Below are 26,410 nucleotides of genomic sequence, written 5' to 3' on the forward strand. Positions count from 1 at the left end.
TTAGGCCCCCAGCCGGATGACACGGTCCATGCGCGCCGCAAGCTCGAGGTTATGGGTCGCGATCAGAGCGGAAAGGCCGGTCTCGCGCACCAGCTCGATCAGCATGTCGAAGACCCGATCCGAGGTCGCGGGATCGAGGTTGCCGGTCGGCTCGTCGGCGAGCAAGAGCGCGGGCTCATTGGCCAAGGCGCGGCAAAAGGCGGTGCGCTGCTGCTCTCCGCCCGACATTTCGGCGGGGCGGTGATCGGCGCGATGGCCAAGCCCGACGCGGTCGAGCAGCGCCAGCGCGCGTTTGCGGGCCGCCGCCTGTCCGGTGCCGTTCGCAAGCTGCGGCAGGATGATGTTCTCGGCCGCGGTGAATTCGGGCAGCAAATGGTGGAACTGGTAAACGAAACCCAGCTCGCGACGGCGTGCCTCGGTGCGCAAACGGTCCGGCTGGCCGGTCATGTCGCGCCCGTTCAGAACCACCCGCCCCTCGTCCGGCGTATCGAGCAGCCCCGCAATATGGAGAAGCGTGGATTTCCCTGCCCCCGAAGGGGCGACCAGCGCCACGACCTCGCCTTTGGCGATCGAGAGCCGAAAGTCCTTGAGCACCGGCACCGGCGCGGCACCATCCTTGCTGTAGGTCTTGGAAACGCCTTCGATCCGCAAAACGTCATTCATAGCGCAGCGCCTCTACAGGGTTCATACGCGCCGCGCGGCGCGCCGGAAAAATGGTGACGATAAAGGAAAGCGCCAGCGAAAGCCCGACCGCCCTTGCGATATCCCAAGGCAAAAGCTTGGCGGGCAGCTCGTAGATGCCGCGCACCGAAGGATCCCATGCGCCGCCGCCCGAAATCATGTTCACGAAGGCCATGATGTGGTCGACATTCAGCGCGAAAACCACGCCGAGGATCACGCCGGCAACCGTGCCGATCACGCCGGTAAACGCCCCGCACAGGAAGAAGACGCGCAGAACCGAGCCCTCGCTCAACCCCATCGTGCGCAGGATCCCGATGTCGCGGCCCTTGTTCTTGACCAGCATGATCAGCCCCGAGGTGATGTTCATCGAGGCGATCAGCACCAGCACCGACAGGATCACGAACATCACGTCATCCTCGATATCGAGCGCGCGCAGGAAGGAGCCCGAGGAATCTTTCCACGTCCAGACCATCGCATTGTCGCCCGCGAGGTTCAAAAGCGGCGAGGTCCAGTCGTCGATCTTTTCGGGATTGTCGACATAGACCTCGATCTCGTCGGCTGCGCCCTCGCGGTTGAAATAGGACTGCGCCTCGGCCATCGGCATATAGATGCGGGTGCGGTCGATGTCGTAGCGTCCTGCCGAGAAGATATAAACGACGTCATAGGTCGAAATCCGCGGGGTCGTTCCGAAAGCGGTCTTGGCGCCGTTCGGCGAGATTACCTGCAATTTGTCGCCAAGTGTCAGGCCCAATTCGCGGGCAATGCCGATGCCGATCGCGATTCCCTTGTCGAAATCCGCGATATTGCCCTGCGCCGTTTCGGGATCGGCAATGCGCGGGATGGCCTGCAGCTCGCCATCGGTGACGCCGTAAACCTCGGCCACATTCGAGCGGTCGCCCATCGTGACCATGACCTGACCGCGCACCACGGGCGCCGCACGGACCACGCCCGGCAGCGCCGCGACCTTTTGGGCCAAAGCGTCGTAATCCTCGATCCGGCCGGGGACGGTATAGGTCTCCTCGGTCAGCTCGTTGGTGACATAGGTCGGGGTATAATAGAGCGTGCTATGGGCATTCGCCCCCAGAACCGTATCGACGAATTCGGCGCGGAACCCCGCCCGAACCGCCAAGGTCGCGATCAACGCCATGACGCCAAGCGTGATGCCGATCAGGCTGATCCAGGTCATGACACTGACCCCGCCCTCGGCACGGCGCGCGCGCAAGTAGCGCCAGGCTATCATGAATTCGAAGCGCGAGAACGGAGGCGGGTTGGCCATGAAACACCTATCCTAAGTCACGTCCTGCTTGGCGCGGGCGGGGACGAAAGGCAAGACAACAACGCCGTGAGGGCGTCAAAGCGGGCCCGGACGGCGCTCTTCCGACAGCATGACGTTGGCCTCGACCTGACCAATCCCCGGAAGCGTCATGATGCGGCGGCGCAGGATGCGCTCGAAATCGGCGATGTCGCGGGCGACGATGCGCAGGCGGTAGTCGAACTGGCCGAGGACATGCTGGACCACCTGCACCTCGGGGATCGAGGTCGCCGCGCGTTCGAAATCCTCGAGGCTGGTGCGCCCCTTGGTGGCAAGGCGGATGCCGAGAAAGACCGTGACGCCGAAACCGGCCGCGGCTTGGTCGACCTCGATCCGGCGTCCGGCGATGACGCCCGCATCGCTCAGGCGCTTGATGCGCCGCCATGTCGCGGGCTGGGTAAGACCGAGCGCGCGCCCGATTTCCGCCGCGCTTTGAGTGGCATCTTCGGACAGCAGCCGCAAAATCGCGAGATCGGTGGCATCGGCGTCGAAAACCGTGCTCATAGCGGCATCTCCTGCGTTTCCTTGATCGTCGCGACCAGCATCAGCGCATCGCTGTCCGAAACATGCGGCAGGGTCAGGATCTTTTCGCGGTAGATCTGCTGCCAATGCGCCATATCGCGCGCGATCACCGAAAGCCGCAGATCGACCGAGCCGAGGAAGGTCTGGATCTCGGTCACCTCGGGCACCGCACGGGCGGCAGCGGTGAAATCGTCGAAGGCACGCGGATCGGCCTTGTCGAGGTTGAAACGCAGGCTGACCTGAACCTCGTAGCCGAGCTTGCGCCAGTCGATCCGCGCCGAGGTGGCCTTGATCGTACCCTCTGCGCGCAGCTTTTCCAGCCTGCGCCACAGGCTGGCGCTGGTCACGCCTGCGCGCTCGACCAGATCGGCATTGGCGGCCTCGGGATCGGCCAGCAGATGGCGCAGGATGCGTCGATCGGTATCGTCGAGCATGATTTTCTCGCAAGATAAAAAGTTTCGGCATGACTCATGCGAAATTAGCGCAAATATCGCGACGATTGAACTTTATTCGTCACGATCCGAGGCTAAAGTCATTGCATCAACATAGGAAAGGACGCCCCAATGCGCGTTTACTACGATCGCGACGCCGATGTGAACCTGATCAAGGACAAGAAAATTGCCATGATCGGCTACGGCAGCCAAGGCCATGCCCATGCGCTGAACCTGCGCGATTCGGGTGCGAAAAACGTCGTTGTCGCTCTGCGTCCCGGCTCGGCTTCGGCCAAGAAAGTCGAAGCGGAAGGCCTGAAAGTCATGGAGATCGCCGAAGCAGCTGCTTGGGCCGATCTGGTCATGTTCACCATGCCCGACGAACTTCAGGCTGAAACCTACAAGAAATACGTCCACGACAACCTGAAAGAGGGCGCAGCGATCGCTTTCGCTCACGGTCTGAACGTGCACTTCGGCCTGATCGAGCCGAAAGCCGGCGTCGACGTCATCATGATGGCACCCAAAGGTCCGGGCCACACCGTTCGCGGCGAGTACACCAAAGGCGGCGGCGTGCCCTGCCTCGTCGCGGTCCACCATGACGCAACCGGCAAAGCCATGGACCTCGCTCTGTCCTATTGCTCGGCCATCGGTGGCGGCCGCTCGGGCATCATCGAAACCAACTTCCGTCAGGAATGCGAAACCGACCTCTTCGGCGAGCAAGCCGTTCTCTGCGGCGGTCTGGTCGAACTGATCCGCATGGGCTTCGAAACCCTCGTCGAAGCCGGCTACGAGCCGGAAATGGCCTATTTCGAATGCCTGCACGAAGTGAAGCTGATCGTCGACCTGATCTATGAAGGCGGCATCGCGAACATGAACTACTCGATCTCGAACACGGCCGAATACGGCGAATACGTGTCGGGCCCGCGCATTCTTCCCTACGAAGAAACCAAAAAGCGCATGAAAGACGTCCTCACCGACATCCAGACCGGCAAATTCGTCCGCGACTTCATGCTGGAAAACGCTGTCGGCCAGCCGTCCTTCAAAGCGACCCGCCGCATCAACGACGAGCACCAGATCGAGCAAGTCGGCGAGAAACTCCGCGCCATGATGCCGTGGATCTCGAAAGGCAAAATGGTCGACAAGGCCCGCAACTGATCCCCGCGATCACTGCAAGGAAAGGCCGCCCCCTCGGGCGGCCTTTTCCGTTCCGCGCCTCCAGCCCGCGCGCAAATGAAAAAGGCCCCGAAGGGCCCCCATCATTCTTCATCGTCATTCTTCATCATCCAAATACCCGCGTCACACCGGCCGCCACGGCTCCGGCATCGACGACCGGGCGGCTCAGACGTTGGCCGGAGCGCTTTCCAGTCGGCGGATCGCGGCTTTCTCGTCCCGCGCGGTATAGCCCGCATTCAACAGCCGGACGAGTTGGGTAACGAATTCGCCGTCGGTGCGCTTCAAGGTCGCAATCTCGGCGTCGCTCAAGAGGTTCACATATTCGACCGCAACATCGTCGCTGTCGGTCCAATGCGCTTTTTCCAGCCGGTCGAAGATATTGCGCAACCGGCGGGTATTGTTGCCCAGACCGGCGCAGAACTTCGCCAATCCCTTCTCGTCGAGATTGAAGGTCATGCCCCAACCGCCGGTACGGAAGCGGTTCACGACAAATTCGCCATCCTGCCCGACATAGGTGTCGAAACCATGCGCCACCTTGAAGCCGACTTTCGAACTGCTCCAATCCATCGTGAGATCCAGCATGCTGACCCCGTCGAACGTATAGGCATTGTTCACGCGCCGCAGCCCTGCGGGCCACCCCCGCGCGGGCGAGCCGAAGCTGAAAACCTCGATCCCGTGAACCGAGCCCGCGCCCTTGACCAAGGTCACGGCCGAAAGCGCGTTCGATCCGATGAGGTTGCCTTGCGAATGCAGATAAATCGGCGTCCCGAGCATCCCGCCCGGCGCCGCGAGCAGCGCAAACAACGATTGGGATGCGGCATTGTCGCTCAGCAGATCATGGGCGACGTCTTCCTTGGTCAGGCTTTGGTTCTTTTGCTTCAGCGCCTGATAAACCGCGTCGAATTGGGCGATCTCGCGCTGGACGTTGCTGGCTTTGGTGTTCTGTACGCCGGTCAGGGTCGCCTTGTCGGAGACGCATTGCGCGACATCGCGGATAAAGCCGTGCGAGCGGTTGAAGACGCCGATCACCGGACAGCCGAGCATCAGCGACAGGTTGTTGGCGCTTCTGACGTGATCCTCGGGCTGGTTGTCCATACCGTTGACGAAAATCACCGGCTTGTGCGGCGTGAACCAGGACTTGTCCCGAACTTCCGGCGACACAAAGCGCGTCACCTCCCCGTCAAAGCTTGGCGAGCTGTTGTTCGCAATATTCGGAAACCGCATTCCTACCTCCAAACGGGTGATCGTCTGGCGGCATTTAGCAATGTTAACGCGCGGATTCCAAGCTCATTTAGCCCGACATTACACCCTATTCGTCCACAATCTCGAGCACGCCGGGGATGGCGCGGAGCAGCTGTCTCGCGGGGGTTGTAAGCGGGGCGTCCTTGGCAATCTCGACATCGACCAAAGCATCGCCGTCACGGAACCGCAGACTGATCGGACCGCGGGCGCGCGGCGGTGCCTTGAACTCGGCAAGGATGCGGCTCAGCGCGGCGGCGATTTCGGGGACGGGGTGGAAATCGGCAATCGTCACCGCCAGACGGTCGGCACCGGCATCCGCGATCGCGCTCTCCATCGGCTGGACCCCGCGAGCGAGCAATTTGACCTGATCGCCCGACGGCTCGACCTGAACCTGCAAGACGACATTCGCCCCCGGCTCGAGATCCTGACGGTGTTTGTCGAGTGTATCCGAGAAAACCGTGACCTCGTAGAGCCCCGTCGGATCGGACAGCGCGACGAAAGCATAGCGCGTGCCCTTGGCCGATTTCTTTTCCTGACGGCTCGAAACCGTACCGGCAATCGAGGTCACCATCGCCCCGTCCTGCGCGGCGGCCGAGATCTCGGCCAGCGTCGAGACGCCTTTGCGCCGCAAAGCGGGCTGGTAATCGTCCAGAGGATGCCCCGAAAGATAAAAGCCGATCGCGGCATGTTCTTCGGCCAGCTTCTCGGTCGGAAGCCAAAGCGGCGCATTCACCGGACGCGGCGGCGGCAGATCCTCGCCCCCCCCGAACAGAGAGCTTTGGTTCGATTGCGCGGCCTGCTGGACCGCGGCCGACCAGGCGACCAGCCCGTCGAGCGAGCGCAGCACCTTGGAGCGGCTCGGCTCGATCAGATCGAAGGCCCCTGCCCGCGCCAAAGTCTCGAGCGGGCGCTTGCCCACGCGGCGCATATCGACGCGGCGCGCGAAATCGATCATCGACTTGAAGGGCACATCCCCGCGCGCATTGACGATCAGCTTCATCGCATCCCCGCCCACGCCTTTCAGCGCGCCAAGCGCATAGACGACGCAGCCGTCGACCACGGTGAAGGTCGCGTCCGAGCGGTTGACGCAAGGCGGCACGACCTCGATCCCCATCCGGTCGACCTCGCGCTTGTAGACCGCAAGCTTGTCGGTCAGATGCATGTCGCAGTTCATCACGGCGGCCATGAATTCGACCGGATGGTTGGCCTTGAGCCAAGCCGTCTGGTAGCTGACGACCGCATAGGCCGCCGCGTGGGATTTGTTGAACCCGTAGTTCGCGAATTTCTCCAGAAGGTCGAAAACCTCGCCGGCCTTTTTGGCGTCGATCCCTTGCGCCTTGCAGCCCTCGACGAATTTCGGGCGCTCTTTCGCCATTTCCTCGGCGATCTTCTTGCCCATGGCGCGGCGCAGAAGGTCGGCGCCGCCAAGCGAATAGCCCGCCATAACCTGCGCGATCTGCATCACCTGTTCCTGATAGACGATGATGCCCTGCGTCTCGGCAAGGATCGGGTCGATGGTCGGATGCAGGGATTCCAGCTCGCGCTGGCCGTTCTTGACCTCGCAATAGGTCGGAATATTCTCCATCGGGCCGGGGCGGTAGAGCGCCACCAGCGCGACGATATCCTCGATACAGGTCGGACGCATGCGCCGCAGCGCATCCATCATCCCCGAGCTTTCCACCTGAAAGACCGCAACCGTGCGCGCATTCGAGAAAAGCTCGTAGGTCGGCTCGTCTTCAAGGGGGATGGCGTTGATCTCGTCCACCGCACCATCGGCGGGCGTGTAAAGCTCGCGCCCGTCCGCCGCGATATGCAGATGCCGCCCGCCGCCGCGGATCAGATCGACCGCGTTTTGGATGACGGTCAGGGTCTTGAGGCCGAGAAAGTCGAATTTCACCAGACCGGCCTGTTCGACCCATTTCATGTTGAACTGGGTCGCGGGCATGTCGGATGCCGGATCGCGGTAGATCGGCACCAGTTGGTCGATCGGGCGATCGGCAATCACCACGCCCGCCGCATGGGTCGAGGCGTTGCGGTATAGCCCCTCGATCTTCGCGGCATAATCAAGCAGCCGCGCCACGACCTCTTCCTTGGCCGCCTCGCGCAGGCGCGGCTCGTCGGCCAAGGCCTTGGTGATGGACACCGGCTTCACCCCCTCGACGGGGATCATCTTCGACAGGCGGTCGACCTGACCGAAGGGGAGTTGCAGCACGCGCCCAACGTCGCGCACCGCAGCCTTGGACAGCAGCGCACCAAATGTGATGATCTGGCCGACGCGGTCGCGGCCGTACCGCTCCTGCACGTAATGGATGACCTCTTCGCGGCGGTCCATGCAGAAGTCGATGTCGAAGTCGGGCATCGAGACCCGCTCGGGGTTAAGGAAGCGTTCGAACAGGAGGCTGTAGCGCAGAGGGTCGATATCGGTGATCGTCAAGGCGTAAGCCACGAGCGAGCCCGCGCCCGAGCCGCGGCCCGGCCCGACCGGAATGCCGTGATCCTTGGCCCATTTGATGAAATCGGCAACGATCAGGAAGTAACCCGGAAAGCCCATCTGCTCGATGATGCCCAGCTCGAAGGCGAGCCGCGCCTCGTATTCCTCGACCGGAACCGCATGGGGGATGACGGCAAGGCGCCGCTCGAGGCCGACCTTGGCCTGACGGCGCAGTTCTTCAACCTCGTCATCGGCGAAGCGCGGCAGGATCGGCGCATGGCGCGACACGGCAAAGGCGCAGCGTTTGGCGATTTCGACGGTGTTCTCGATCGCCTCGGGCAGGTCGGCGAAGAGCGCGGCCATTTCCTCGGCGGTTTTGAAGTAATGCGACGGCGTCAGGCGGCGGCGCGGCGCGGTCTGGTCGACATAGGCGCGCTCCGCGATGCAGATCAGCGCGTCATGTGCGTCGTAAAGATCGCTTTTCTGGAAATAGACGTCATTGGTCGCGACAAGCGGCAGATCAAGCGCGTAGGCCAGATCGATCATGCCGCCTTCCGCCGCCTGCTCGACGGCCAAAGGCGCGCCCGATCCGTCGCGGTGGCGCTGCAATTCGATATAGAGGCGGTCGGGATAAAACCCCATGAGCTGCTCGACCAAAGCCCGCGCCTCGGGCAAAAGCCCCGCGCCGACCAGCTGGCCCACCGGCCCCAAAGCGCCGCCGCTCAGACAGATCAACCCTTCGCTGCGCGCGGCCAATCCTTCCGGCGTCACGAAAACCGGATCCGTACCCGGCCGCATGTAAAGCTCGGTCGAAAGGCTCATCAGATTGAGCCAGCCCGCCTGATTCTGTGCCAGAAGCACGATCGCGCCGGTCGCCTTCTCGGTCTTGAGCGTGACCTGACAGCCGATGATCGGCTGGACGCCCTTGTCTTGCGCCTTCACGGAAAACTCGAGCCCCGCGAACAGCGCGTTGCTGTCGGTCAGCGCGACGGCGGGCATCCCCATATCGGCAGCAATCGCCGCCATTTTCGAGGCATGGATCGCCCCCTCCAGCAGCGAGTGCTCGGAATGGGTGCGCAGGTGGATGAATCGGGGGGCTTTGTCGGACATGGCTGTAACTTGGCGCGGGCGGCGGGGAATTTCAATCGCTTCGCGCGATCACGAGACCGCCGCGCTTTGCCCGTTTACACGCGGGCCGGCGCCCAAAAGGAAACGGCGCCTTCCACAAGGGAAGACGCCGTCCGCAATGCATTGCCTGAAAGGATCAGACTGCGCCCTGAATGAAGGTCACGGCATCGCCAAAGGTCTGGATGGTTTCTGCAGCGTCATCCGGAATCTCGATCCCGAACTCTTCTTCGAAAGCCATAACCAGCTCGACGGTGTCCAGCGAGTCAGCGCCGAGGTCGTCGATGAAGGAAGCGGTTTCCGTCACTTTGTCCTCGTCGACGCCCAGGTGCTCGACGACAATCTTTTTCACGCGATCAGAGATATCGCTCATGTCTTTTCCTCACGTTCGCGGGCATCCGCCCATGATGTTGCCAGCTTGATGCCGACGACAGCCGAAGGCGGTTCCCCTTGCGGCTTATTGGCGGGATATAGCACGCGGCTGTGATCTTGCAACTGCATAAACAAATTTTCAGAGCATCGCCATGCCGCCGTTCACATGCAGCGTTGTTCCGGTGACATAGCCCGATTCCGCGCTCGAAAGGTAAAGTGCGGCTGCGGCGATTTCCGCGCCCGTCCCCATCCGGCCCGCCGGGATCTGGGTCAGGATGCGGCCCTTCTGCTCCTCGTTGAGCTTGTCGGTCATCGCGGTTTCGATAAAGCCGGGCGCGATGCAGTTGACGGTGATGCCACGGCTAATCACTTCAAAAGCCAAGCTTTTCGACATTCCGACCAGTCCGGCCTTGGCCGCGGCATAGTTGCCCTGACCAGGGTTTCCGGTCGCGCCGACGATCGAGCTGATGTTGACGATGCGGCCCCAGCGCGCCTTCATCATGCCGCGCAGAACCGAGCGGCAGAGACGGAAGCTCGAGGTCAGATTGACCTCGATGACCTGCGCCCATTCCTCGTCCGACATGCGCATGAAAAGATTGTCGCGGGTGATGCCGGCATTGTTGATCAAAATATCGACGCCGCCCATCAGCTCGGCTGCGGTCTTGGGCAAAGCCTCGACCTCGGCCGCGTCGGAAAGATTCGCTGTGGCGACGAAGGCGCGCTCGCCCAGACGATCGGCCAGCTCGCGCAAAGGCGCCTCGCGCGTGCCCGAAAGCGTCACGACCGCGCCCGCCTGATGAAGCGTCTCGGCGATCGCGCCGCCAATTCCGCCCGAAGCGCCGGTTACCAGCGCGCGCTTGCCCGTCAAATCAAACATCGTCTCTCCAAACTTTCCTGTCATCTTTCATGTCGAAATATCCCGGGGGTGCGGGGGCAGCGCCCCCGCCCGCTTCCGGTCCGCTCAGCCTTTGAGGGCCGCAATATCCGCAGGGGTCGCGATGTTGCGCGACACGGCTTCCTTGTCGATGCGCTTGATCATGCCCGACAAAGCCTTGCCCGCGCCGATCTCCCAATATTCGGTGACGCCGGCAGCCTGCAGGAACTGGACCGACTCGCGCCAACGCACCGAGCCCGTGACCTGCTCGACCAGCAGCGCGCGGATTTCCTCGGGATCGGTCACGGCAGCGGCACGGACATTGGCGACCAGCGGCACGGCCGGCGCGGCGATTGCAGTGTCCGCCAAAGCTTCGGCCATGACACGGGCCGCAGGCTCCATCAGCGCCGAATGGAAGGGTGCCGAGACCGGCAGCATCAGCGCCCGCTTCGCACCGCGTTCCTTGGCAAGTTCGGCCGCACGCTCGACCGCGCCCTTGTGGCCCGAGATCACCACCTGCGCCGGATCGTTGTCGTTGGCGGCCTGACACACCTCGTCGCCCGCCGCATCGCGCGCAATCGCGGCCACAGCGTCGAAATCAAGTCCGAGGATCGCCGCCATTGCGCCCTGCCCGACCGGAACCGCCTCCTGCATGGCCGCGCCGCGCAGACGCAAAAGACGCGCCGTGTCGGCAAGGCTGATCGCGCCCGCCGCGCAAAGCGCCGAATATTCGCCAAGCGAATGGCCCGCGACGAATGCCGCATCGGCAATCCCGAAACCCTCGGCCTCGAGCGCGCGGAAGGCCGCCATCGAGGTCGCCATCAGCGCGGGCTGCGCGTTCCGCGTCAGGGTCAGCGTCTCGATATCGCCGTTCCAGACCAGATCGGACAGCTTCTCGCCAAGCGCCGCGTCAACCTCGTCGAAAACCGCGCGCGCGGCCGGATAGGCTTCGGCCAGATCGCGCCCCATGCCGATGACCTGTGCGCCTTGTCCGGGAAATACGAATGCCCGCATGGGGGTCTCTCCTTTTGTCTTGCGTTGCAACAGGCTTATCTTGCGCCGCGCCCCCCCGCAACAGCCGAGCCCCGCGCAAAAGCCGCCGACACCCCGCCCGCATCCAAAGCCCGCCCCCGAGGACTGTCGCGCAGACGACCCGTCCTAGCGCGGCAAAACGATTTCGGCGCGCAAACCCCCAAGCCGCGTGCCGGTGCCCAGCCGCAACTGCCCGCCATGGGCCCGCGCGATATCGGTCGCGATCGAGAGACCCAGCCCCACGCCCTCGCCCTTGTTCTGGTTGCGCGCGGGATCAAGGCGGGTGAAGGGCCGCAGGGCCTCGTCACGCCGCTCGAGCGGGATGCCCGGCCCGTCGTCCTCGACCGAGATGCGGAAGAAACTCGGCCCCAGAGCGGCATCGACCTCGGCATGTTTGCCGTAGCGCACGGCATTGCCGATCAGGTTTTCGACCGCGCGCCGCATCGCATCGGGGCGGAAGGTCACGACGCCGTCGGGGTCGCCCTCGAGCGCGCCCAGCTCGACTTTCTGCTCGCCGCGTTTGGCATCCGCCACCAGTTTGCGCACGAAATCGAGCGCGGGAACCTTGACCGGCTCGGGGTCCTGCGCGACCGAGCGCGCGTAATCGAGAAAGGCATCGACCATCTCGCCCATTGCGGCGACATCGCTTTCCAGCCCCTCGATCTCTTCGCGCTCGGGCGGGTAATCCGGCGAGAGCATCGAGAGCCCCAGCCTCAACCGCGTCAGGGGCGTGCGCAGGTCATGGCTGATCCCCGACAACATCTGCGCGCGCTGCTCGTTCTGGCGTTCGATCCGGCTGCGCATTTCAAGGAAAGCCTGCCCCGCCTTGCGTACCTCGATCGCGCCGCCTGGCCGGTAGGGCAGGATCTGGCCCTTGCCGTATCCCTCGGCGACCCGCGCCAGCCTGCGGATCGGGCGCAGCTGGTTGCGCAGAAAGAGCGATGCGATCACCGTCATCAACAGCGAGGTCCCCGCCATAAGCACCAAAAGCTGGTGCGGGTTCGAGGCCGAGACCCGCCGGCGCGAGAAGGTCAGCTCGTAGGGGCCGAATTTCCCGGACATGGTCACCACCACATCCTTGGAATTGTCGAGATCGACCGCCTCGATCTCGGGCACCAGCTCGTGGAGCGACGAAATCACCACCCGCCCCGAAAAATCGAGAAAATCGCGCTGGTCGCTTCCGGTTTCAGTGGCGGGAAGCGTCAGATCCAGTCCCAACGGCACTGCAACCGCCCCCGCCTCGATCCGCGCGCTGCGGATATCGGGCGAGGCCTCGATGCGCGCCGCGACCAGATCAAGCTCGCGCGACATGCCCGCCGTCATCTGCCGCGTCACATCTTCGAAATGGCGCTGGAGAAACATGACCGTCACGACGAAGGTCACCACCACCACCGGCAGGAACAAAATCAGGACGGCGCGGCCGTAAAGCCCGCGCGGCATCATGCGCTTGAGCCAGTCAAAATTCATGGACCCCTCCGATCATGCTGATAAGCTAATGCGATGAGCAGTCCAGAAAAAGACCCAAGGGTCGTTCTCGCCCCCAATCCCTCGCCCCTGACGGGTCCGGGAACCAATACTTTCCTGCTGGGACGGCGCGAGGTCGCCGTGATCGACCCCGGCCCCGACATGGCCGGTCACCGCGAGGCGATTCTCGCCGAAGTCGCCCGTGGCGGCGGCCGGATCAGCCATATTTTCGTAACCCATGCCCATCTTGACCATTCGCCCGGCGCGCGCATCCTTGCCGATCTGACCGGAGCGCCGGTGCTCGCCTTCGGCGATGCCGATTCCGGCAGGTCCCCCGCGATGACCCGCCTGCTCGAACAAGGGGAAATCGGCGGCGGCGAAGGGATCGACCGCGCGTTCAGCCCCGACATCGCCCTCGCCGACGGGGCCGGAGTCGAGACCGCCGAATGGCGGCTCGAAGCCCTCCACACTCCGGGCCATTTCGGCAATCACCTGAGCTTCATCCACGGCGATCAGGTCTTTTGCGGCGATGTGGTTCTGGGCTGGGCCTCGACGCTGATCTCGCCGCCCGACGGGGATCTGGCCGATTACATGCGCTCGCTGGCAAAGCTCGACGCGCTGGATGCCCGCAGGCTCCTGCCCGCCCATGGCGCGCCGATCGAGGCCCCGCGCAACCGTCTGCACGAACTCGCCCGCCACCGCCGCGCCCGCACCGCGCAGGTTCTGGCCGCCCTGCGCGAAAGCCCCGGCACCGCGGGAGAGCTGGCAAAGCGCATCTACGAGGTCGGCCCCGAACTGATTCAGGCCGCCAGCCGCAATGTTCTGGCCCATCTCGTTGCGCTCGGCGACCTTGGCGCCGTGCATAATGACGGAAATCTGACAGAAAATTCAGTCTTTTACACGAGTGATGCGAGAATGTGAAAAAAACGTCTTTGCCCTCTGGACGGGGCCGGACGGCATGGCTATACACCGCCTCACATGATCCGGCGTAGCTCAGCGGTAGAGCAGTTGACTGTTAATCAATTGGTCGTAGGTTCGATCCCTACCGCCGGAGCCATGTAAAACCGCAGCCTTCCAAGGCACCCCGTTCCGGCGTAGCTCAGCGGTAGAGCAGTTGACTGTTAATCAATTGGTCGTAGGTTCGATCCCTACCGCCGGAGCCAATCACACCACCTTGATTGATACGAAAGCCAAGCGGCTTTCCACACTCGTTGTCGGCACTTTTACGGCCACATGTCTGCGCCCGATTCTTTGATCCTGTCCTGAGGCGCTGTCGTTGCGCAGACGCAGGCCGCAGGCCTGTCCGAATTCGCCCTTTGCTCGCGATAATCTCTCGACGGATTCCTTGCCCTTCCTGAATTTCCGTTCAATTATGCGCGTTATGCCTAAGGCGGTAGCGCGAGAGAGAAGTGGTCAAAGCGCATGAACGGAGCCGGTCTGTCGTGAGTGGTCCTGAACCTGCCTCTTCGGTAAGTGCGGCCGCCGCAACCGCGGCCCAAACGGCTGCCCCACCGTCGTCCCAGCCCCCCGAAGTCATGGGCAATCCGCGTGCGGCGGCCTATATTTTCGCCTCCTGCATGCTCGCGCTGACGCAGGGCATCGCGATGAATATGGTGACGGTGAACCTCCCGCAAATTCAGGGCCAGCTGGATCTGAGCGCCAACGAGGCGAGCTGGCTCGCCGCGGCCTATATGGCGCCGAATGTCTCGCTGGCACTGGCGATGCTGAAAGTGCGCGATGTGATCGGCCTGCGCCGCTTTGCCGAGATCTCGATTTCGATCTTCATCTGCGTCTCGCTGACCAATCTTTGGATCACCAGCCTCGAATCCGCGCTCGTCACGCGGTTCTTCTCGGGCATGGCGGCGGCTCCGCTGACCTCGCTCGCGATGCTCTACATGATGGAGGCGTTTCCGCAGGACAAGAAAGTCAGGCTCGCGCCGCCGCTCAGTCTGCTCAACACGACACTCGGCGCACCGGTGGCGCGGTTGATCTCGCCCTCTGTGCTTGATGCCGGAGGGATTTACGGCATCGTCCTGATCGATCTCGGCATGGGGCTGATTGCGGGAGGGTTGGTGCTGGTCCTGCCTTTGGCCAAGCAGGCGCCGCGCACGACGCCGATCGTCTCGATGGATGTGCTGGTCTATCTGACACTGGCTTTCGGGCTCGGCTCGATTGCGGTCGTGCTGGTTCTGGGCCGGCCCTATTGGTGGTTTCAGGCGCCTTGGCTTGGCGTCACCTTGGCCACCGGACTTGCGCTATTGGCGGTGGCGGCGCTGCTCGAGCTGAACCGCAAGGTGCCGATGTTCGACCTCGGCTGGATTTTCAGCCCCGCGATCCTGCGCTTTGCCGCGATCATGCTGATCTTCCGCATGGTCGTTTCCGAGCAGTTCACCGGCACGACAATGTTGCAGGCGCTGGGGCTCCAGAACGAGCAATTGGCCGGTCTGAGCTGGATGATCCTGCTGTCCTCGATCGCGGGAGGCCTGTGCTGCGCTTTTGTCATGAAGCCCGGGGATTTGGCGCGCTCGTCGCAAATCCACCTCGTCGCGCTGGCGCTGCTTGCGGCGGGAGCATGGCTCGACAGCTTTTCCACAAGCCAGACCCGCCCTCAGGACATGATGCTCAGCCAAGGCATGATCGCATTCGCAACGACGATGTTTCTGCCCCCCGCGATGGTGGCGGGACTGATGGCCGCGCTCAAACATGGCTCGAACTACATTCTCAGCTTCGTCGTGGTCTTCATGACCACCCAATCCCTCGGCAGCCTTTTGGGCTCGGCCCTGATGGGCACCTATGTGACGATCCGCGAGAAGCTTCATTCGAGCTACCTCGTCGAACATGTGACCCTGAGCGATCCGCAGGTGGTCAACGAGATCGCCCTGCTGTCGGGCGCCTATGCAAAAACCCTGAACGACCCCGTGCTGCTTCAGGCGGAAGGCATCGCCGTGCTTGGCCGGAACGCCACGCGCGAGGCCAATATCCTCGCCTATAACGATGCCTTTACCCTGATTGCCGCGCTCGCGGCCTTCGCCTTTACCCTTCTTCTTGTTCAAACCCTTTGGAAGGCCGCGCGCGCAAGGCTCGCCGCTCCCTCCAAACCTGCCTCTGCGGATGTTTCATGAGCGGCACCATTACCAAACTGGCCTCAGGAATCGCCGTTCTCGCCGGCGCGATCGGTGTCGGCGTCGTGCTTTACGCATGGCGCCTGCCGCCTTTCAACGACGGCACGCAGGTCACCGACAATGCCTATGTTGCGGGAAAGGTCACGATCATCGCCCCGCAACTGGCGGGCTATATCGTCCGGATTTCCGTCGCCGATTACGACGAGGTGAGCGAAGGCCAGCTGATCCTGCAGCTCGACGACCGCATCTATCGCGAGCGGCTCGAGCAGGCACAGGCGCAACTGCTGGCACAGCAATCCTCGCTCTCCTCTTCGGCCCAAAGCGAGCGCTCGGCCGAGGCGCGGATCAAATCCGCCGAGGCGAGCGCGCAAGCCGCGCAGGTCTCCCGAGACAATGCCGAGGTCAACGCCAAGCGCCAGCAGGAACTGAGCGAGCGCGGCACCTCCTCCAGAGCGAGCCTCGACGATGCCAATGTCGCGCTCAGCCAAGCACAGGCCACCTACGCCCAGACCCGCGCCAATCTCGAGGTGGCGCGGCAGGATCTGCAAACCGTGATCGTCGACCGCGAAACACTCGAAGCGGATGTCAAAGCCGCCGAGGCCGTGGTCGAACTGGCAAAGATCGACCTGTCGAATACCCGCATCACCGCCCCCGTGGCGGGCAAGTTGGGCGAGGTCGGCGCGCGGGTCGGCGCCTATGTCACGCCGGGAACGCAGCTGACCTCGATCGTAACCGCCGACCGCTAGGTTGTTGCCAATTTCAAGGAAACCCAGGTGCGCAACATGTATGTCGGCATGCCGGTCACAATGGTTCTCGATATTGCAAAGGACCTGCATTATTCCGGCACGATCGAGGCCTTCTCGCCCGCCAGCGGCTCGCAATTCAGCGTGCTCAAGCCCGATAATGCGACCGGAAACTTCACCAAGGTCGTCCAGCGCCTGCCGGTGAAAATCGCCTTCGACAAGGACATGCCGGATTTCGACCTGATCGCGCCCGGCCTGTCGGTCACCGTCACCGCCAAAACCGGCACCCCGCGCCCGCAGGCTGCGGCAAGCACGACCACGCCGCCTTCCGCGCCCGCCAATTAAGGTCGCGCGGACCGCATGGCTCGCGCAACCGGCCCCGCCCCGCCCCGCCCCGCCTGCAGGCGGGGCCAGAGCGTGCTTTGCGTCAACCGCTTATTTGCCGCGTGCCGATTGGGTCAGCTGGCCGACCAGCGTGGCCCAAGGCATGTCGAGCGCCGCGTAAACCTCGCCCGCGAGCGGACTCGCGTTATCGCCCAAAAGTTCGACGATCAGGGTCGCGTAATCGGACACGACCACCCCCGCCTGAACCATGCGCAGCAGGCCGGTTTCGCGTTTGGTCTGGCTGAACGTGCCCGAAGCATCGACGGCGACATAAGAGTTATACCCCTTGCGCACAGCGGTCATCGAGGGAAAGCCCGCGCAAACCTCGAGCGAGATCCCTGCGAAAATCAGGTTCTGGCGGCCGGTGGCCTCGATCTTGGCGGCAATCTCGGGATCGTCGAAGACGTTGAGGACCGAGCGGTCGTGGACCGCGACACCGGGCAGCGCATCGGTCAGTTCGGGGAAAGTCGGCCCCCACATCGTATCGCGACCGATCGTCGCCAGAATGATCGGGATATTCATGGCCTTGGCCGCTTTGGCGAAGGCCACGACATTATGCTTGAGCTCGCCCGTTTCAAAATCGCGCACACCGGTAAACAGGCCGAGCTGGTGGTCGATCAGAAGAATGGCGGTGTTGTCGGGCTTGAGCGGAACATAGAGACGGGTTGCGTCGGACATGGAGACTCCTGAATTTTACGCGAGAGCGCGGCTTGGGGGGCAGAGGCCAGGCCCCTTCCCGATGCCGCATCATGGCCGTCACTGCGGCCGCCTAACCGCAGATGCGGTAAAATAATGCCGCATCGATATGCAGCATATGTATATTATCTGCTGGCCAAATGTCGCGGAAGCCGTCAAAGTCCGAACTCATCTTCCGTCATGTAGAACGATCGCGAGACGATGTGCTGGACCTGAACGACTTTCTCTACTTCCATCATGTCGTGAACCAGGGCGGCTTCACGGCAGCCGCAAACAAGTTGCAACTGTCGAAATCGACGCTGAGCCACCGCATCAAAAAGCTCGAGGCGGAGCTGGGCGTGCGGCTGTTGAACCGCACCTCGCGCAGCTTCGGGCTGACCGATGCGGGGACCGAGTTTTTCCAGCATGCGACCTCGATGCTGCAACAAGCCGAGCAAGCGGAAATCTCCATCCGCCACCGGCTGAGCGAGCCATCGGGAACGATCCGCTTCACCACCTCCACGGCAATCGCTCAATTCGCGATGAGCGGGATTGTCGCCGATTTTCTGACGCGCTTTCCAAAGGTCAATGTCAGCGGCACCGTGACCGACCAATCCGTCGATATCGTCGCCCAGAACATCGATATCGCGATCCGTGCCCATTCCGAGCCCCTGCCCGATTCCGCGCTGGTCCAGCGGACGCTTTCTCCGGCGCCGTGGCAGCTTTTCGCGGGCGCCGCCTATCTCGAGAGCCGCCCCGCGCCGCAATCACCACAGGATCTCGCGGGTCATCCGTCGCTTTTCATGATGCGGACCGGCGTGCCGGCAATCTGGCGGCTGCGGCATATCGCGGGCAAAGGCGAATATGTCCTGCCGCTCGCCCCGCGGCTGGTGAGCAACGATATGGTCGGGCTGAAACGGGCCGCGATCTCGGGGCTGGGGATCGTCGCCCTGCCCGCCTATATCTGCCGCGACGACCTGCAGGCGGGGGGACTTCGCCGCGTTCTTCCCGATTGGTCGGCAGGCGATTCCACCCTGACGGCGCTGTTGTCCTGCCGGCAGGGCCAGCTGCCCTCGGTCAGGGCCTTTGTCGACCATCTGGTGGCCGAGATCCCGAAAATGCTGGTGTTTTAGGGCAAGCTCAGAGAACGGTGATCTCTTGGCTCGCCTCTGCCACGACGCCGGTCGCGTCGCTCCAGACCATGGTCAATGTCCCGCTTAGCCGCGCCTTGAAGGTGAATTCGATATAGGGATTTTGCGAGATCGCGGTTTCGGGCACCCAGTCGAGGATCAGCGCCTCGCCGATGGTCGCGGTGAAATGCGTCAGGGTATTGCGCGGGATCAGCGCACCCGCCGCGTCGAGACGCAGCCCGCTTTCCATGACATGGACGATCTGCGCGCGCACCCGCACGACCTCGCCCGCGGCAGGTGTTTCGCTGCTGATCCAGATCCGCGGGGGACGGGCCATGATTTCCCTTTCAAAGTCCGCAGCCGCCGGCGGCGACCGTGATTGCACCGCGCGCATCTAGGACGCGGCCATCGCTCATCCGCGCCAAAGCGCGCACATCCATCGTCTCGATCAGCCGCAGCCGGACGGCGACATCGGCCGATCCGGTCGCAGCAGAAAAGCGCATCCGGCAGGCCAGAGGCATCGGATTGCGTTCGGCGAGGATGATGATCTCCTCGCAAAAACTCTCGTCGGTAATCTCTTCGGTGACATGGACGCGGACCGGAACCGCGGCCGGATTGTCGCCAAGTGCAGGCAGATCGAGCGCGAGGCCCTCGGGAGAAAGCGGTGCATTGCCGATGAATTCGGCGGCGATCCGGTCGGCCTCGGCGCTGTCTGCGCGCGGGGCTGCGGTCGTGTCCTGCGCCCAGACTCCGCCCGGCAAAAGCCAAGATAGCCCGAGCGCGCCGCCCAGAACCACGACTTGGCGCCGCGACGGTTTAACGAAGGAAGTCATTGAACATCCCGCCCACCCAAACAAAATCCTCGGCCAGAAGGTCCGGCGTGCGCACATCGATATCGATCTGCGTCTGATGCACCAGCCCGTCCTGTCCGACGTCATATAGAAACTCGACCGAGATCGCCTCCCGCGGGTCGCCGTTGACCAGCATATAGCACAGATTGTCCGGCAAAAGCGCCGTGACCTCTTCGTCGCGCACGCGCTGGCCGATGTTGGTCGCGACGATCTTGCCGATGTAGTTCGCGACATGGCCCGATTTGGGGTAATGGCCGAAATGCGGCGACACCGGTCCCATGCTGTCGCCAATGATATAGACATCGTCATCGCCGTTCGCGGTATAAAAGCGCGGATTCATGTCGGCCCAGCCCGAGGGTTTGCCGTCTTCGGTCGTGCCGACAAGATCGGCATACCAGACCATGTCCGAGGCCTGATGCGGCGGCATGAAGACGGCCTCGTCAAAGTCGAAGTCTCCGGCCTGCGTCATGATGCGCTTGTTGTAGGGATCGACCTCTTTGACACCGGCGTTCGGGACATAGGTGATGATATCGGCGTAAAGTTCGTCGAAGGCGGCGCGGTAGCCTGCCCCGATCGGCGCGATATTGGGCTTGGGGTCAAGGATGATGATCTTGGCGGGGATCTTGTTGACCTTGAAATGCCACGCCATGACGCAGGCCCGCTCGTATGGCGATGGCGGGCAACGGTGTGGCGGTGGCGGCAGGGTCATCACGATCGTGCCGCCTTTGAAATTGTGGATCTTGTTTTTCAACGCGAGATGCTCGGCATTGGGGATATAGGCCGAGCCGAAATGCTGGCGGGTATATTCGGCCGTTGCCCGATCTTCGCCGAACCACGCGTCATAGGCATTGCGGATGCCGCCCGCGAGGATGAGGAAATCGTAGTCGACCTTGCCTTTCGACGTGAAAACGGCCTTCGCGCCACGGTCGATCGCGGTGATCTCGCATTGCACGAGATGGTAGTTCCATTTGATCGCGGGCGCGTTCAGGTCATGGGTCAGAAAGGCCGTATCGACCACGTCGATCAGCCATTTGTTCGACATCGGGCAGGACCAGAAGATCGGATTGCGTTCGAGCACGATGATCTCGGCATCGGGAACGCTTTCGCGCAGGTGGCGGGCAGCGGAAAGCCCGCCCCAGCCGCCGCCGCAAATCACGATGCGGGGGCTTTTGCTGCTGCGCGGAAGCAGCTGGGTCGCGCCAGTCAATGCTGCGGGGGCCGCCAGAAGTGCACCTCCCGAACCGGCCATGAGCGCGAAGGAAGGCGCGGCAGCCAACAAGCTGCGGCGGCTCAGCAAGGGACGTCGGATCATCGGGCCTTAGCTCCCTACAGGAGATGTGTGGCGGGATATGATCAGACCAACCGCAATACCGGACAAAATACCTAGCGATGCGACCAGACTGGCCAGCGAAAGGGTGGATAAACCCGTCAAACCTTGCCCGATCGAGCAGCCCGTGGCAAGCACTCCGCCAAATCCCATCAGGGTTCCGCCCGCAGCCACCTTCAGCGCATTCCGGCCCGAGGTGAAGGTTTCAAGCGCGGCGCTGCGCTGCAAAAGCGACGCGGCGAAGGCTCCGGCCAGCGTGCCGGCAACAACCGCCACGCCAAAGCTCAGCGCGCGCCCTGTCGAAAGGATCAGCCAGACGATGCCCTCGCCCACCGGCCCGACAAAGCTCAGCCCGTTGAGCACTTTGGGATCAAAAGGATCATCCGTCGCAAAGACCGCCCACCAGCCCGCAGCGACGCAAAGCCCGATGAGCACCCCCATCACCGCGTCGCGGCGCTGCTCGACGATCACGGGCCGCGCATAAACCGCCAACGCGCCCGTAGCCGCGAGGACCACCGCGCCGGTCACAAGTCCGGCCGGTATCCCCGTGAATGCCAGCAGGGCCGGAATGCTCAAGGCTTCGGGCGCGAACCGGCCCAGTTGCAGCGCCGCGCGCAAGGACGACAACACGCCCGTCAGGCTCGCCTGCGCCGCAAGCCCCATGCAAAGAAGCACCAAAAGCGCGCGCATGTTCCCGCCCGCAAGCAATACGAGCATCCGCGCCCCGCAGCCATTGGCCATAACCGTGCCGATCCCGAAAACCGCGCCGCCGATGAACAGCCCGCCCGCCGCGAATTGTGGGCGCATCGGCAGCGATGCGGACAGATCGGTCAGGCCCCAGAGGTTCAAGGCTTGGGTCGCGAGGATCGCCACCGCTAAAGCCAGCGCGAACAGGCGCAGCGGCGACCGGTCACCGCCGCCGACCAGCGCCTTCATACCGCGCAGCAGGCAAAAGCGGCTGATCCGCGCCGCCGCACCGAATACCGCGCCGATGGTCAGGCCAAGAAGAGCCGCACCCATATCCACTCCGTCAATTCCGGCCGTCAGACGGGCGTGCCACCCCAGATGTCGGCACTGATCGAGGCATACCAACCCGCGCCATATTGCGCCTCGGCCCGACGGAAGGCGGCATCCGCACCGATCGGGCTAACCCCGCCCGCGCCCTCGCGCTCTGCCAGTTTCTCGCCGTCGAAGTAGTAGACGCCTGCAACGGAAATGCCCCAATCCGGTCCGACGAGACTGTAGCAGGTGTTGACATAGCTTGCCGCTACCGGCTCCTGCCCCGCCAGATCGGCAATGATCGCGGCCGCCGCGACCTTGCCCTGCGCATTGGCGCAAAAGCCCGATTTCGGCATCGGCGCGGCTATGGTCGCATCTCCCACGACATAGATGCCCGCCGCCTGCGCCGCCTCGAATGTCTGCCCCTGCACCGGCACCCAGCCGGTATCGCTGGTTACCCCTGCCGCCCGCGCAATCGCCCCCGCCTGCTGCGGCGGCACGATATTGAGAACATCGGCTTTATGGCTGGTCCCGAAGACGGTTTCGACGGTTCTGGCGGCGGCGTCGACCCTGACCACCTGCCCGTCGTCATCCAGCCCGACCCATTCGATCATCTCGCCGTAAAGTGCCTGCCAGCCCTGCTGGAAGAGCCCCTGTTTCGAGAAATTGGGCTTGCTGTCGAGAAGCAGGATCTTTGACTTCGGCTTATGCTGCTTGAAGTAATGCGCAACCATCGAGGCGCGCTCGTAAGGTCCGGGCGGGCATCGGAAAGCGCCGTCGGTAATCGACATGACAAAAGTGCCGCCATCCTCCATCGCCTCGAGCTGGGCCTTGAGCAGCTTGGTCTGGAGCCCCGCTTTCCAGGCATGGGGAGCCAGCTGGGCGGCGGCCTCGTCATAGCCCTCGAGCGCGCCCCATTTGATGTCGATTCCGGGCGAGAGGACAAGCCGGTCGTAGCCGAGCACCGCACCATTCGACAAGGTCACCGTCTTCGCCCCGGCATCGACGCCTTCGGCATAGGCATGGACGACCTCGATCCCCGCCGCGCGCAGCCCGTCGTAGCGATGGGTGATGCTGTCCCAATCCCGCAGCCCCGCGAGATAGAGGTTCGAGAAGGGACAGGTCGCGAAGACCTCGGAGGGCTCGATCAGTGTAACCTTCAGACCGGCGCTGTAGCGGCGCAGATAGCGCGCGGCGGTCGCTCCGCCAAAGCCGCCGCCGACCACGACGACACGGGCCGAAGCCGCATTCGCGCGCAAGATCGCTGGCGCGGCCAGAGAGCCGAAAGCGGCTCCCATTCCGGTCAGAACGGTTCTGCGGTCCGCTTTCATCATCATTGCCCCACTTTCGCGAAATAGCCGGCCAAAAGCTCGATTTGCGCGTCGTCATACCCCTTCATAAGCCGGTTCATGATCGTCGTGTCCGCAGGGGCCGCGTCGCGAAACGCAAGGAGCTGCCGGACCAGATCCTCCTGCGGCTTGCCCGCGATCGCGGGGATCTGCGCAGGAGAAACGCCGTCGGGTCCGTGGCAGGCAGCGCAAGGCGCGGCGAGGACTTGCGCCTCGCCAACCTGTGCCTCAGCGGCATGCGCTCGGGTAGCCAAAGCTGCAAGGGGCGTCAGCGCCGTAACGAACGCAAGGGCTATCGCAAGCTGGGCGGGGCGAGGCTTCATTGGTCGCGTCCTCCTGACGTCGGTTCTCTGTGCGGTTCGTCGGCTTTGACGGCGTGGCAGGCCCGAAGTGTCCGGCCCGCCTTCGTTTTCTCGCCGCAGAAGCCAGGTCGCGCAAGGCAAATAACGACCGAAGTGATAGATAAAGAAGCCATCCCCCGACCGGAGGGGAAAGCGGGAAAATCCCTTTCGCGACAGCATCAAACCGTGGATATTCTTCCCCGCCCTGCCGGATAAAGCGAAGGGCGAATGCCCAGAGTCCGAAATGACAACAAGAAAACCCGACAAGAGAAATTTGTCGGACCAATCCGATCAGGAAGCGAACTTTGATCAATCGCCACGAGAGGCACTATGGCCGAATTGATTGATGTCGACCGGAACATGATAATGTCGCACGGCATCCAATACCTGAAAGACGGAATTGATCTCTGGGAGGAATTGTTTCGTACATCCCTGCCAATAGGTGCTGGTATCAAAGCACAGGCGAGAGGTCTTTTCCTCGGCCTCAACCCCCTCGAATTCGCGCTCACGGCCGTTGTCGTCGGTGCGTGGCGATGCGAGGTCCACCCAGCTTCCCTCGGTATCAAGCCCCGACAGAACAGCCGGAATGTTGCGCCCTGCGATCCCTGTGGCCAGCTCGAGAACCTGGATCGAGAACGTCTCGCCATAGGTTGCCTTCGCCAAAACAAGAGCTGCGCAAAGTCACAGAGAACCGCCAATCTTCATATTGGACACTCTTTGAAGCAGCAGCCCAATAGCCCGACGCTGTCAGGGCAAAGCAGCCGACCCTGCTATTTCTCTTGATCGGCGAAAATGCGTCATAAAAATCCGTGCAATGAATCAACGCCCCCCTTTACGCGAAGGCGACACATGAATGTGCCGTACATCTGCTGAAACGGCAGGCAATAGCAATGTCGTCTTTATATCCCTGTCCGTCATTGTCCGTTTTAAAAAGAAAACATCGATCCTTTACCCAATCCGGATTCGGAAACGCCTGCCGTCAGACGTCGCTCGTCCACGCGCGAAAGCCGCGCGACAGTGCCATGCGTCGGCAGCTGCCCCAGAATAGTTGACAAATTAACTCTGCCATATATCAAAGCAGCAGAACCGCCACGAAAACACCCCTTCCACCAGCAGGCAGAGATGATGCAGCCGCAAGAACAGGTCAAACTGCGCGCCCTTCTTGGAGGCGAGCACGACTGGATGCTGCCGCTTTTGGCCGAAGAGAGCGACATCCGCCCTGCCCTGCGCTGCAGCCGGATCGCGGACGAGGCAGTGCTGTCCCCGCTGATCGACCGGTTTGCCGCGCATCAGCCGGATTCACCGCGTCACGCCTTGGTTTCGCTCTGGTCGCAGTACTACTTTGCGACGCTTTGCCTGCCGCTGATGGCGCAGGTTCTGGCCAACGGGCGGGACCGGATCGCCGTCGGCGACAGCGCGGTGGTGCTGGACGGAGAGGGCAAACCCGCCGCCCTGCGGATTGCCGCGACCCAAGCGGTCTGCGCGCCTTGCGAAACCCCGCTCGATCCGCTGCTTTGCGACCATCTCGTGCCGGTAACGCGGGCCTTGGCGGCGCTTGGCGGCATCTCGGACAAGGTGATCTGGGGCAATGCCGCGCATTATCTCGAATGGTTCATCGGCTGGCTCGAAAGCCGTGGCTGCCTGCCCGAAGCGACGATGGCGGGTCTGAGCCGCTTTCTCGAACGCGACCGGCTGCCCGACGGGTGGGCCAATCCGCTCAAGGGCGCGATCCGTTACGAAGGCGGCCGCGCCGTTCCCGAATTGCGCCGCCGCAAAGTCTGCTGCCTGCGCTACGTCATCCCCGGAATGGTCACCTGCGGCGGGCTGTGCCCCCGCCCCGAAATCCGCGCGCAGGCGCTTTGCGCATGAGTTTCCGTCCCCGCATGACCGCCTTTACCGAGGGCGTCTCGCTTCTCCGGCCGCTGGCATGGCGGGCTTTCGACGGCATGGTCGCCGATTTCTGGCAGGCCGAGGGCAAGGCGGGCGGCAAGGGTTACTATCTCTCGCCCGATCCGCGCATCGTGATCTTTCTCGACGAGATCAACCACGCGCTCGACCTCAAAAGCGCGCCTGCAGGGTCCCGCAAGACCCATCGCCCGATGGGCCGCGCGATCTTTGTACCCGCGGGGGTTCCGATCTGGTCGCGACTTTGTGCCGACGAGCATTTCCGCCATGTCGACCTGCATTTCCGCGAAGAAAGTCTGCAGGCCCGTCTGGTCGCCCGTCTGGGAGCCGAAAGCGCCACTGCCGCTTTGCGCGCGCCGGTGATCCTTGAGCGCTCGCCCGAGGCCGAGGCTTTGGCCGGTCTGCTCGCCGAAGAGATCAGCCGGCCGCGCAACCATGACTTCTACGCCGAGACCCTCATCCAGGGCATCGTCGCCGCCATCCTGCCGCTCGGGCAAAGCCGCGCACCAAGCGCGGCACCGGTTGGGGGGCACGGCAACGGACCGGGCACCGCGCAGATCAGGCGCGTTCTGTCCTATATCGAAGAGAACCTCGACCGCCGTGTCACGATTTCGGAGCTGGCCGGTGCGGTCGGCCTGTCGGAAAGCTGGTTCGCCCATGCCTTCAAACGCGAGACAGGACAGACGCCTTTGCAATGGCAGATGCGCCGCCGGATCGAATGGGCGCAAGAGATGCTGGGCGAGCCCGCGAACAGCGTGGCCGATGTCGCCGCCGCCACCGGCTTTGCCGATCAGGCCCATCTGACGCGGGTCTTCCGCAGCCTGACCGGAAGCACCCCCGCCGCATGGCGCAGAAATGGCGCATTTTCCTGAGCTGCTGCGGGGGATTCGTCAAAAGACGACAGAAACAGTCAAGACCAGAGAGC

The 26,410-nt window shown here is 63.1% G+C and carries 26 protein-coding genes and 2 tRNA genes; 10 read left to right on the forward strand and 18 right to left on the reverse strand.

Annotated features, from left to right (window positions below; all coding sequences use genetic code 11):
- The 4 genes from ACFFUC_RS06395 to ACFFUC_RS06410 all read right to left on the reverse strand — a co-directional run bounded on the left by ACFFUC_RS06395 (position 1) and on the right by ACFFUC_RS06410 (position 2,949).
- Entirely contained in the window at positions 1-663 is a 663-nt protein-coding gene (locus ACFFUC_RS06395; RefSeq protein WP_377684605.1) for an ABC transporter ATP-binding protein, read from the reverse strand.
- Positions 656-1,957 (reverse strand): lipoprotein-releasing ABC transporter permease subunit, encoded by a 1,302-nt coding sequence (locus tag ACFFUC_RS06400; RefSeq protein WP_377684607.1) that lies wholly within the window; start codon positions 1,955-1,957, stop codon positions 656-658. The genes ACFFUC_RS06395 and ACFFUC_RS06400 overlap by 8 nt, the downstream gene beginning before the upstream one ends.
- 75 nt (positions 1,958-2,032) lie before the next feature.
- Positions 2,033-2,497 carry an Lrp/AsnC family transcriptional regulator gene (locus ACFFUC_RS06405; RefSeq protein WP_377684609.1) on the reverse strand — a complete coding sequence of 155 codons (465 nt, stop codon included), beginning with the start codon at positions 2,495-2,497 and terminating at the stop codon, positions 2,033-2,035.
- Positions 2,494-2,949 carry an Lrp/AsnC family transcriptional regulator gene (locus ACFFUC_RS06410; protein WP_377684611.1) on the reverse strand — a complete coding sequence of 152 codons (456 nt, stop codon included), beginning with the start codon at positions 2,947-2,949 and terminating at the stop codon, positions 2,494-2,496. Before ACFFUC_RS06410 ends, ACFFUC_RS06405 begins: the two co-directional genes overlap by 4 nt.
- A gap of 129 nt (positions 2,950-3,078) precedes the next feature.
- On the opposite strand from ACFFUC_RS06410, the gene ilvC reads away from it, so the two are divergent.
- Positions 3,079-4,101, forward strand: coding sequence for a ketol-acid reductoisomerase (gene ilvC, locus ACFFUC_RS06415; protein ID WP_377684613.1), 1,023 nt, complete (start codon positions 3,079-3,081; stop codon positions 4,099-4,101).
- Between the two features lie 183 nt (positions 4,102-4,284).
- On the opposite strand, the gene ACFFUC_RS06420 is transcribed toward ilvC, so the two are convergent.
- The 6 genes from ACFFUC_RS06420 to ACFFUC_RS06445 all read right to left on the reverse strand — a co-directional run bounded on the left by ACFFUC_RS06420 (position 4,285) and on the right by ACFFUC_RS06445 (position 12,662).
- Entirely contained in the window at positions 4,285-5,343 is a 1,059-nt protein-coding gene (locus ACFFUC_RS06420) for a hypothetical protein (protein ID WP_377684616.1), read from the reverse strand.
- A gap of 85 nt (positions 5,344-5,428) precedes the next feature.
- Positions 5,429-8,902 carry a DNA polymerase III subunit alpha gene (dnaE, locus tag ACFFUC_RS06425; protein WP_377684618.1) on the reverse strand — a complete coding sequence of 1,158 codons (3,474 nt, stop codon included), beginning with the start codon at positions 8,900-8,902 and terminating at the stop codon, positions 5,429-5,431.
- A 154-nt stretch (positions 8,903-9,056) separates the two neighbouring features.
- Positions 9,057-9,290 (reverse strand): acyl carrier protein, encoded by a 234-nt coding sequence (locus ACFFUC_RS06430; RefSeq protein ID WP_377684620.1) that lies wholly within the window; start codon positions 9,288-9,290, stop codon positions 9,057-9,059.
- Positions 9,291-9,428: 138 nt separating this feature from the next.
- Positions 9,429-10,166 (reverse strand): 3-oxoacyl-[acyl-carrier-protein] reductase, encoded by a 738-nt coding sequence (gene fabG, locus ACFFUC_RS06435; RefSeq protein ID WP_377684622.1) that lies wholly within the window; start codon positions 10,164-10,166, stop codon positions 9,429-9,431.
- An 84-nt stretch (positions 10,167-10,250) separates the two neighbouring features.
- Positions 10,251-11,177: an ACP S-malonyltransferase gene (fabD, locus tag ACFFUC_RS06440; RefSeq protein WP_377684623.1), complete on the reverse strand. Its 927-nt coding sequence runs from the start codon at positions 11,175-11,177 to the stop codon at positions 10,251-10,253.
- Positions 11,178-11,321: 144 nt separating this feature from the next.
- A complete protein-coding gene (locus tag ACFFUC_RS06445) occupies positions 11,322-12,662 on the reverse strand; it encodes an ATP-binding protein (RefSeq protein ID WP_377684626.1) in 1,341 nt (446 codons plus the stop codon).
- A gap of 33 nt (positions 12,663-12,695) precedes the next feature.
- On the opposite strand from ACFFUC_RS06445, the gene ACFFUC_RS06450 reads away from it, so the two are divergent.
- The 6 genes from ACFFUC_RS06450 to ACFFUC_RS06475 all read left to right on the forward strand — a co-directional run bounded on the left by ACFFUC_RS06450 (position 12,696) and on the right by ACFFUC_RS06475 (position 16,869).
- Positions 12,696-13,580: an MBL fold metallo-hydrolase gene (locus ACFFUC_RS06450; protein ID WP_377684628.1), complete on the forward strand. Its 885-nt coding sequence runs from the start codon at positions 12,696-12,698 to the stop codon at positions 13,578-13,580.
- Positions 13,581-13,641: 61 nt separating this feature from the next.
- Positions 13,642-13,716 (forward strand) — tRNA-Asn (locus ACFFUC_RS06455).
- A 31-nt stretch (positions 13,717-13,747) separates the two neighbouring features.
- Positions 13,748-13,822: transfer RNA gene (locus ACFFUC_RS06460), tRNA-Asn, on the forward strand.
- 372 nt (positions 13,823-14,194) lie between these two features.
- On the forward strand, positions 14,195-15,781 hold the full coding sequence (locus ACFFUC_RS06465) for an MFS transporter (protein ID WP_377684630.1): 1,587 nt from the start codon (positions 14,195-14,197) through the stop codon (positions 15,779-15,781).
- Positions 15,778-16,527, forward strand: a complete 750-nt coding sequence (locus tag ACFFUC_RS06470) for an HlyD family secretion protein (protein ID WP_377684631.1) — start codon at positions 15,778-15,780, stop codon at positions 16,525-16,527. The genes ACFFUC_RS06465 and ACFFUC_RS06470 overlap by 4 nt, the downstream gene beginning before the upstream one ends.
- A 27-nt stretch (positions 16,528-16,554) precedes the next feature.
- Complete coding sequence (locus tag ACFFUC_RS06475) at positions 16,555-16,869, forward strand: HlyD family secretion protein (protein WP_377684633.1); 315 nt, start codon at positions 16,555-16,557, stop codon at positions 16,867-16,869.
- 90 nt (positions 16,870-16,959) lie between these two features.
- Here the strand turns inward: ACFFUC_RS06475 and ACFFUC_RS06480 are convergent, their stop codons facing one another.
- The gene (locus ACFFUC_RS06480; RefSeq protein ID WP_377684635.1) at positions 16,960-17,586 is read right to left on the reverse strand and encodes an isochorismatase family protein; all 627 of its coding nucleotides are present in this window, start codon (positions 17,584-17,586) and stop codon (positions 16,960-16,962) included.
- 221 nt (positions 17,587-17,807) lie between these two features.
- On the opposite strand from ACFFUC_RS06480, the gene ACFFUC_RS06485 reads away from it, so the two are divergent.
- Positions 17,808-18,716 carry a LysR substrate-binding domain-containing protein gene (locus ACFFUC_RS06485; protein ID WP_377684637.1) on the forward strand — a complete coding sequence of 303 codons (909 nt, stop codon included), beginning with the start codon at positions 17,808-17,810 and terminating at the stop codon, positions 18,714-18,716.
- A 7-nt stretch (positions 18,717-18,723) separates the two neighbouring features.
- On the opposite strand, the gene soxZ is transcribed toward ACFFUC_RS06485, so the two are convergent.
- From soxZ to ACFFUC_RS06520, 7 genes are all read right to left on the reverse strand, one after another.
- Positions 18,724-19,050, reverse strand: coding sequence for a thiosulfate oxidation carrier complex protein SoxZ (gene soxZ / locus ACFFUC_RS06490; RefSeq protein ID WP_377684639.1), 327 nt, complete (start codon positions 19,048-19,050; stop codon positions 18,724-18,726).
- A gap of 10 nt (positions 19,051-19,060) precedes the next feature.
- Complete coding sequence (locus ACFFUC_RS06495; protein ID WP_377684641.1) at positions 19,061-19,546, reverse strand: thiosulfate oxidation carrier protein SoxY; 486 nt, start codon at positions 19,544-19,546, stop codon at positions 19,061-19,063.
- The gene (locus tag ACFFUC_RS06500) at positions 19,530-20,876 is read right to left on the reverse strand and encodes an FAD-dependent oxidoreductase (RefSeq protein WP_377684643.1); all 1,347 of its coding nucleotides are present in this window, start codon (positions 20,874-20,876) and stop codon (positions 19,530-19,532) included. Before ACFFUC_RS06500 ends, ACFFUC_RS06495 begins: the two co-directional genes overlap by 17 nt.
- Positions 20,877-20,882: 6 nt before the next feature.
- Positions 20,883-21,911 carry a YeeE/YedE family protein gene (locus ACFFUC_RS06505; protein WP_377684645.1) on the reverse strand — a complete coding sequence of 343 codons (1,029 nt, stop codon included), beginning with the start codon at positions 21,909-21,911 and terminating at the stop codon, positions 20,883-20,885.
- A gap of 23 nt (positions 21,912-21,934) precedes the next feature.
- The gene (locus ACFFUC_RS06510; protein ID WP_377684647.1) at positions 21,935-23,227 is read right to left on the reverse strand and encodes an NAD(P)/FAD-dependent oxidoreductase; all 1,293 of its coding nucleotides are present in this window, start codon (positions 23,225-23,227) and stop codon (positions 21,935-21,937) included.
- Positions 23,224-23,562: a c-type cytochrome gene (locus tag ACFFUC_RS06515; protein ID WP_377684649.1), complete on the reverse strand. Its 339-nt coding sequence runs from the start codon at positions 23,560-23,562 to the stop codon at positions 23,224-23,226. Before ACFFUC_RS06515 ends, ACFFUC_RS06510 begins: the two co-directional genes overlap by 4 nt.
- A 327-nt stretch (positions 23,563-23,889) precedes the next feature.
- Positions 23,890-24,243, reverse strand: coding sequence for a hydroxyisourate hydrolase (locus ACFFUC_RS06520; RefSeq protein ID WP_377684650.1), 354 nt, complete (start codon positions 24,241-24,243; stop codon positions 23,890-23,892).
- 459 nt (positions 24,244-24,702) lie between these two features.
- On the opposite strand from ACFFUC_RS06520, the gene fhuF reads away from it, so the two are divergent.
- Positions 24,703-25,449, forward strand: coding sequence for a siderophore-iron reductase FhuF (gene fhuF / locus ACFFUC_RS06525; RefSeq protein WP_377684653.1), 747 nt, complete (start codon positions 24,703-24,705; stop codon positions 25,447-25,449).
- Positions 25,446-26,357, forward strand: a complete 912-nt coding sequence (locus ACFFUC_RS06530) for a helix-turn-helix domain-containing protein (RefSeq protein WP_377684654.1) — start codon at positions 25,446-25,448, stop codon at positions 26,355-26,357. The genes fhuF and ACFFUC_RS06530 overlap by 4 nt, the downstream gene beginning before the upstream one ends.
- The last annotated feature ends 53 nt before the right edge of the window (positions 26,358-26,410 follow it).

The organism is Paracoccus cavernae (genome assembly GCF_042430175.1).
Lineage (GTDB): Bacteria > Pseudomonadota > Alphaproteobacteria > Rhodobacterales > Rhodobacteraceae > Paracoccus > Paracoccus cavernae.

Coding starts and splice junctions, on each gene's coding strand:
- ACFFUC_RS06395 (WP_377684605.1), bottom strand. CDS start 663: ATGAATGACGTTTTGCGGATCGAAGGCGTTTCCAAGACCTACAGCAAG.
- ACFFUC_RS06400 (WP_377684607.1), bottom strand. CDS start 1,957: ATGGCCAACCCGCCTCCGTTCTCGCGCTTCGAATTCATGATAGCCTGG.
- ACFFUC_RS06405 (WP_377684609.1), bottom strand. CDS start 2,497: ATGAGCACGGTTTTCGACGCCGATGCCACCGATCTCGCGATTTTGCGG.
- ACFFUC_RS06410 (WP_377684611.1), bottom strand. CDS start 2,949: ATGCTCGACGATACCGATCGACGCATCCTGCGCCATCTGCTGGCCGAT.
- ilvC (WP_377684613.1), top strand. CDS start 3,079: ATGCGCGTTTACTACGATCGCGACGCCGATGTGAACCTGATCAAGGAC.
- ACFFUC_RS06420 (WP_377684616.1), bottom strand. CDS start 5,343: ATGCGGTTTCCGAATATTGCGAACAACAGCTCGCCAAGCTTTGACGGG.
- dnaE (WP_377684618.1), bottom strand. CDS start 8,902: ATGTCCGACAAAGCCCCCCGATTCATCCACCTGCGCACCCATTCCGAG.
- ACFFUC_RS06430 (WP_377684620.1), bottom strand. CDS start 9,290: ATGAGCGATATCTCTGATCGCGTGAAAAAGATTGTCGTCGAGCACCTG.
- fabG (WP_377684622.1), bottom strand. CDS start 10,166: ATGTTTGATTTGACGGGCAAGCGCGCGCTGGTAACCGGCGCTTCGGGC.
- fabD (WP_377684623.1), bottom strand. CDS start 11,177: ATGCGGGCATTCGTATTTCCCGGACAAGGCGCACAGGTCATCGGCATG.
- ACFFUC_RS06445 (WP_377684626.1), bottom strand. CDS start 12,662: ATGAATTTTGACTGGCTCAAGCGCATGATGCCGCGCGGGCTTTACGGC.
- ACFFUC_RS06450 (WP_377684628.1), top strand. CDS start 12,696: ATGAGCAGTCCAGAAAAAGACCCAAGGGTCGTTCTCGCCCCCAATCCC.
- ACFFUC_RS06465 (WP_377684630.1), top strand. CDS start 14,195: ATGGGCAATCCGCGTGCGGCGGCCTATATTTTCGCCTCCTGCATGCTC.
- ACFFUC_RS06470 (WP_377684631.1), top strand. CDS start 15,778: ATGAGCGGCACCATTACCAAACTGGCCTCAGGAATCGCCGTTCTCGCC.
- ACFFUC_RS06480 (WP_377684635.1), bottom strand. CDS start 17,586: ATGTCCGACGCAACCCGTCTCTATGTTCCGCTCAAGCCCGACAACACC.
- soxZ (WP_377684639.1), bottom strand. CDS start 19,050: ATGGCCCGTCCCCCGCGGATCTGGATCAGCAGCGAAACACCTGCCGCG.
- ACFFUC_RS06495 (WP_377684641.1), bottom strand. CDS start 19,546: ATGACTTCCTTCGTTAAACCGTCGCGGCGCCAAGTCGTGGTTCTGGGC.
- ACFFUC_RS06500 (WP_377684643.1), bottom strand. CDS start 20,876: ATGATCCGACGTCCCTTGCTGAGCCGCCGCAGCTTGTTGGCTGCCGCG.
- ACFFUC_RS06505 (WP_377684645.1), bottom strand. CDS start 21,911: ATGGGTGCGGCTCTTCTTGGCCTGACCATCGGCGCGGTATTCGGTGCG.
- ACFFUC_RS06510 (WP_377684647.1), bottom strand. CDS start 23,227: ATGATGATGAAAGCGGACCGCAGAACCGTTCTGACCGGAATGGGAGCC.
- ACFFUC_RS06515 (WP_377684649.1), bottom strand. CDS start 23,562: ATGAAGCCTCGCCCCGCCCAGCTTGCGATAGCCCTTGCGTTCGTTACG.
- fhuF (WP_377684653.1), top strand. CDS start 24,703: ATGATGCAGCCGCAAGAACAGGTCAAACTGCGCGCCCTTCTTGGAGGC.
- ACFFUC_RS06530 (WP_377684654.1), top strand. CDS start 25,446: ATGAGTTTCCGTCCCCGCATGACCGCCTTTACCGAGGGCGTCTCGCTT.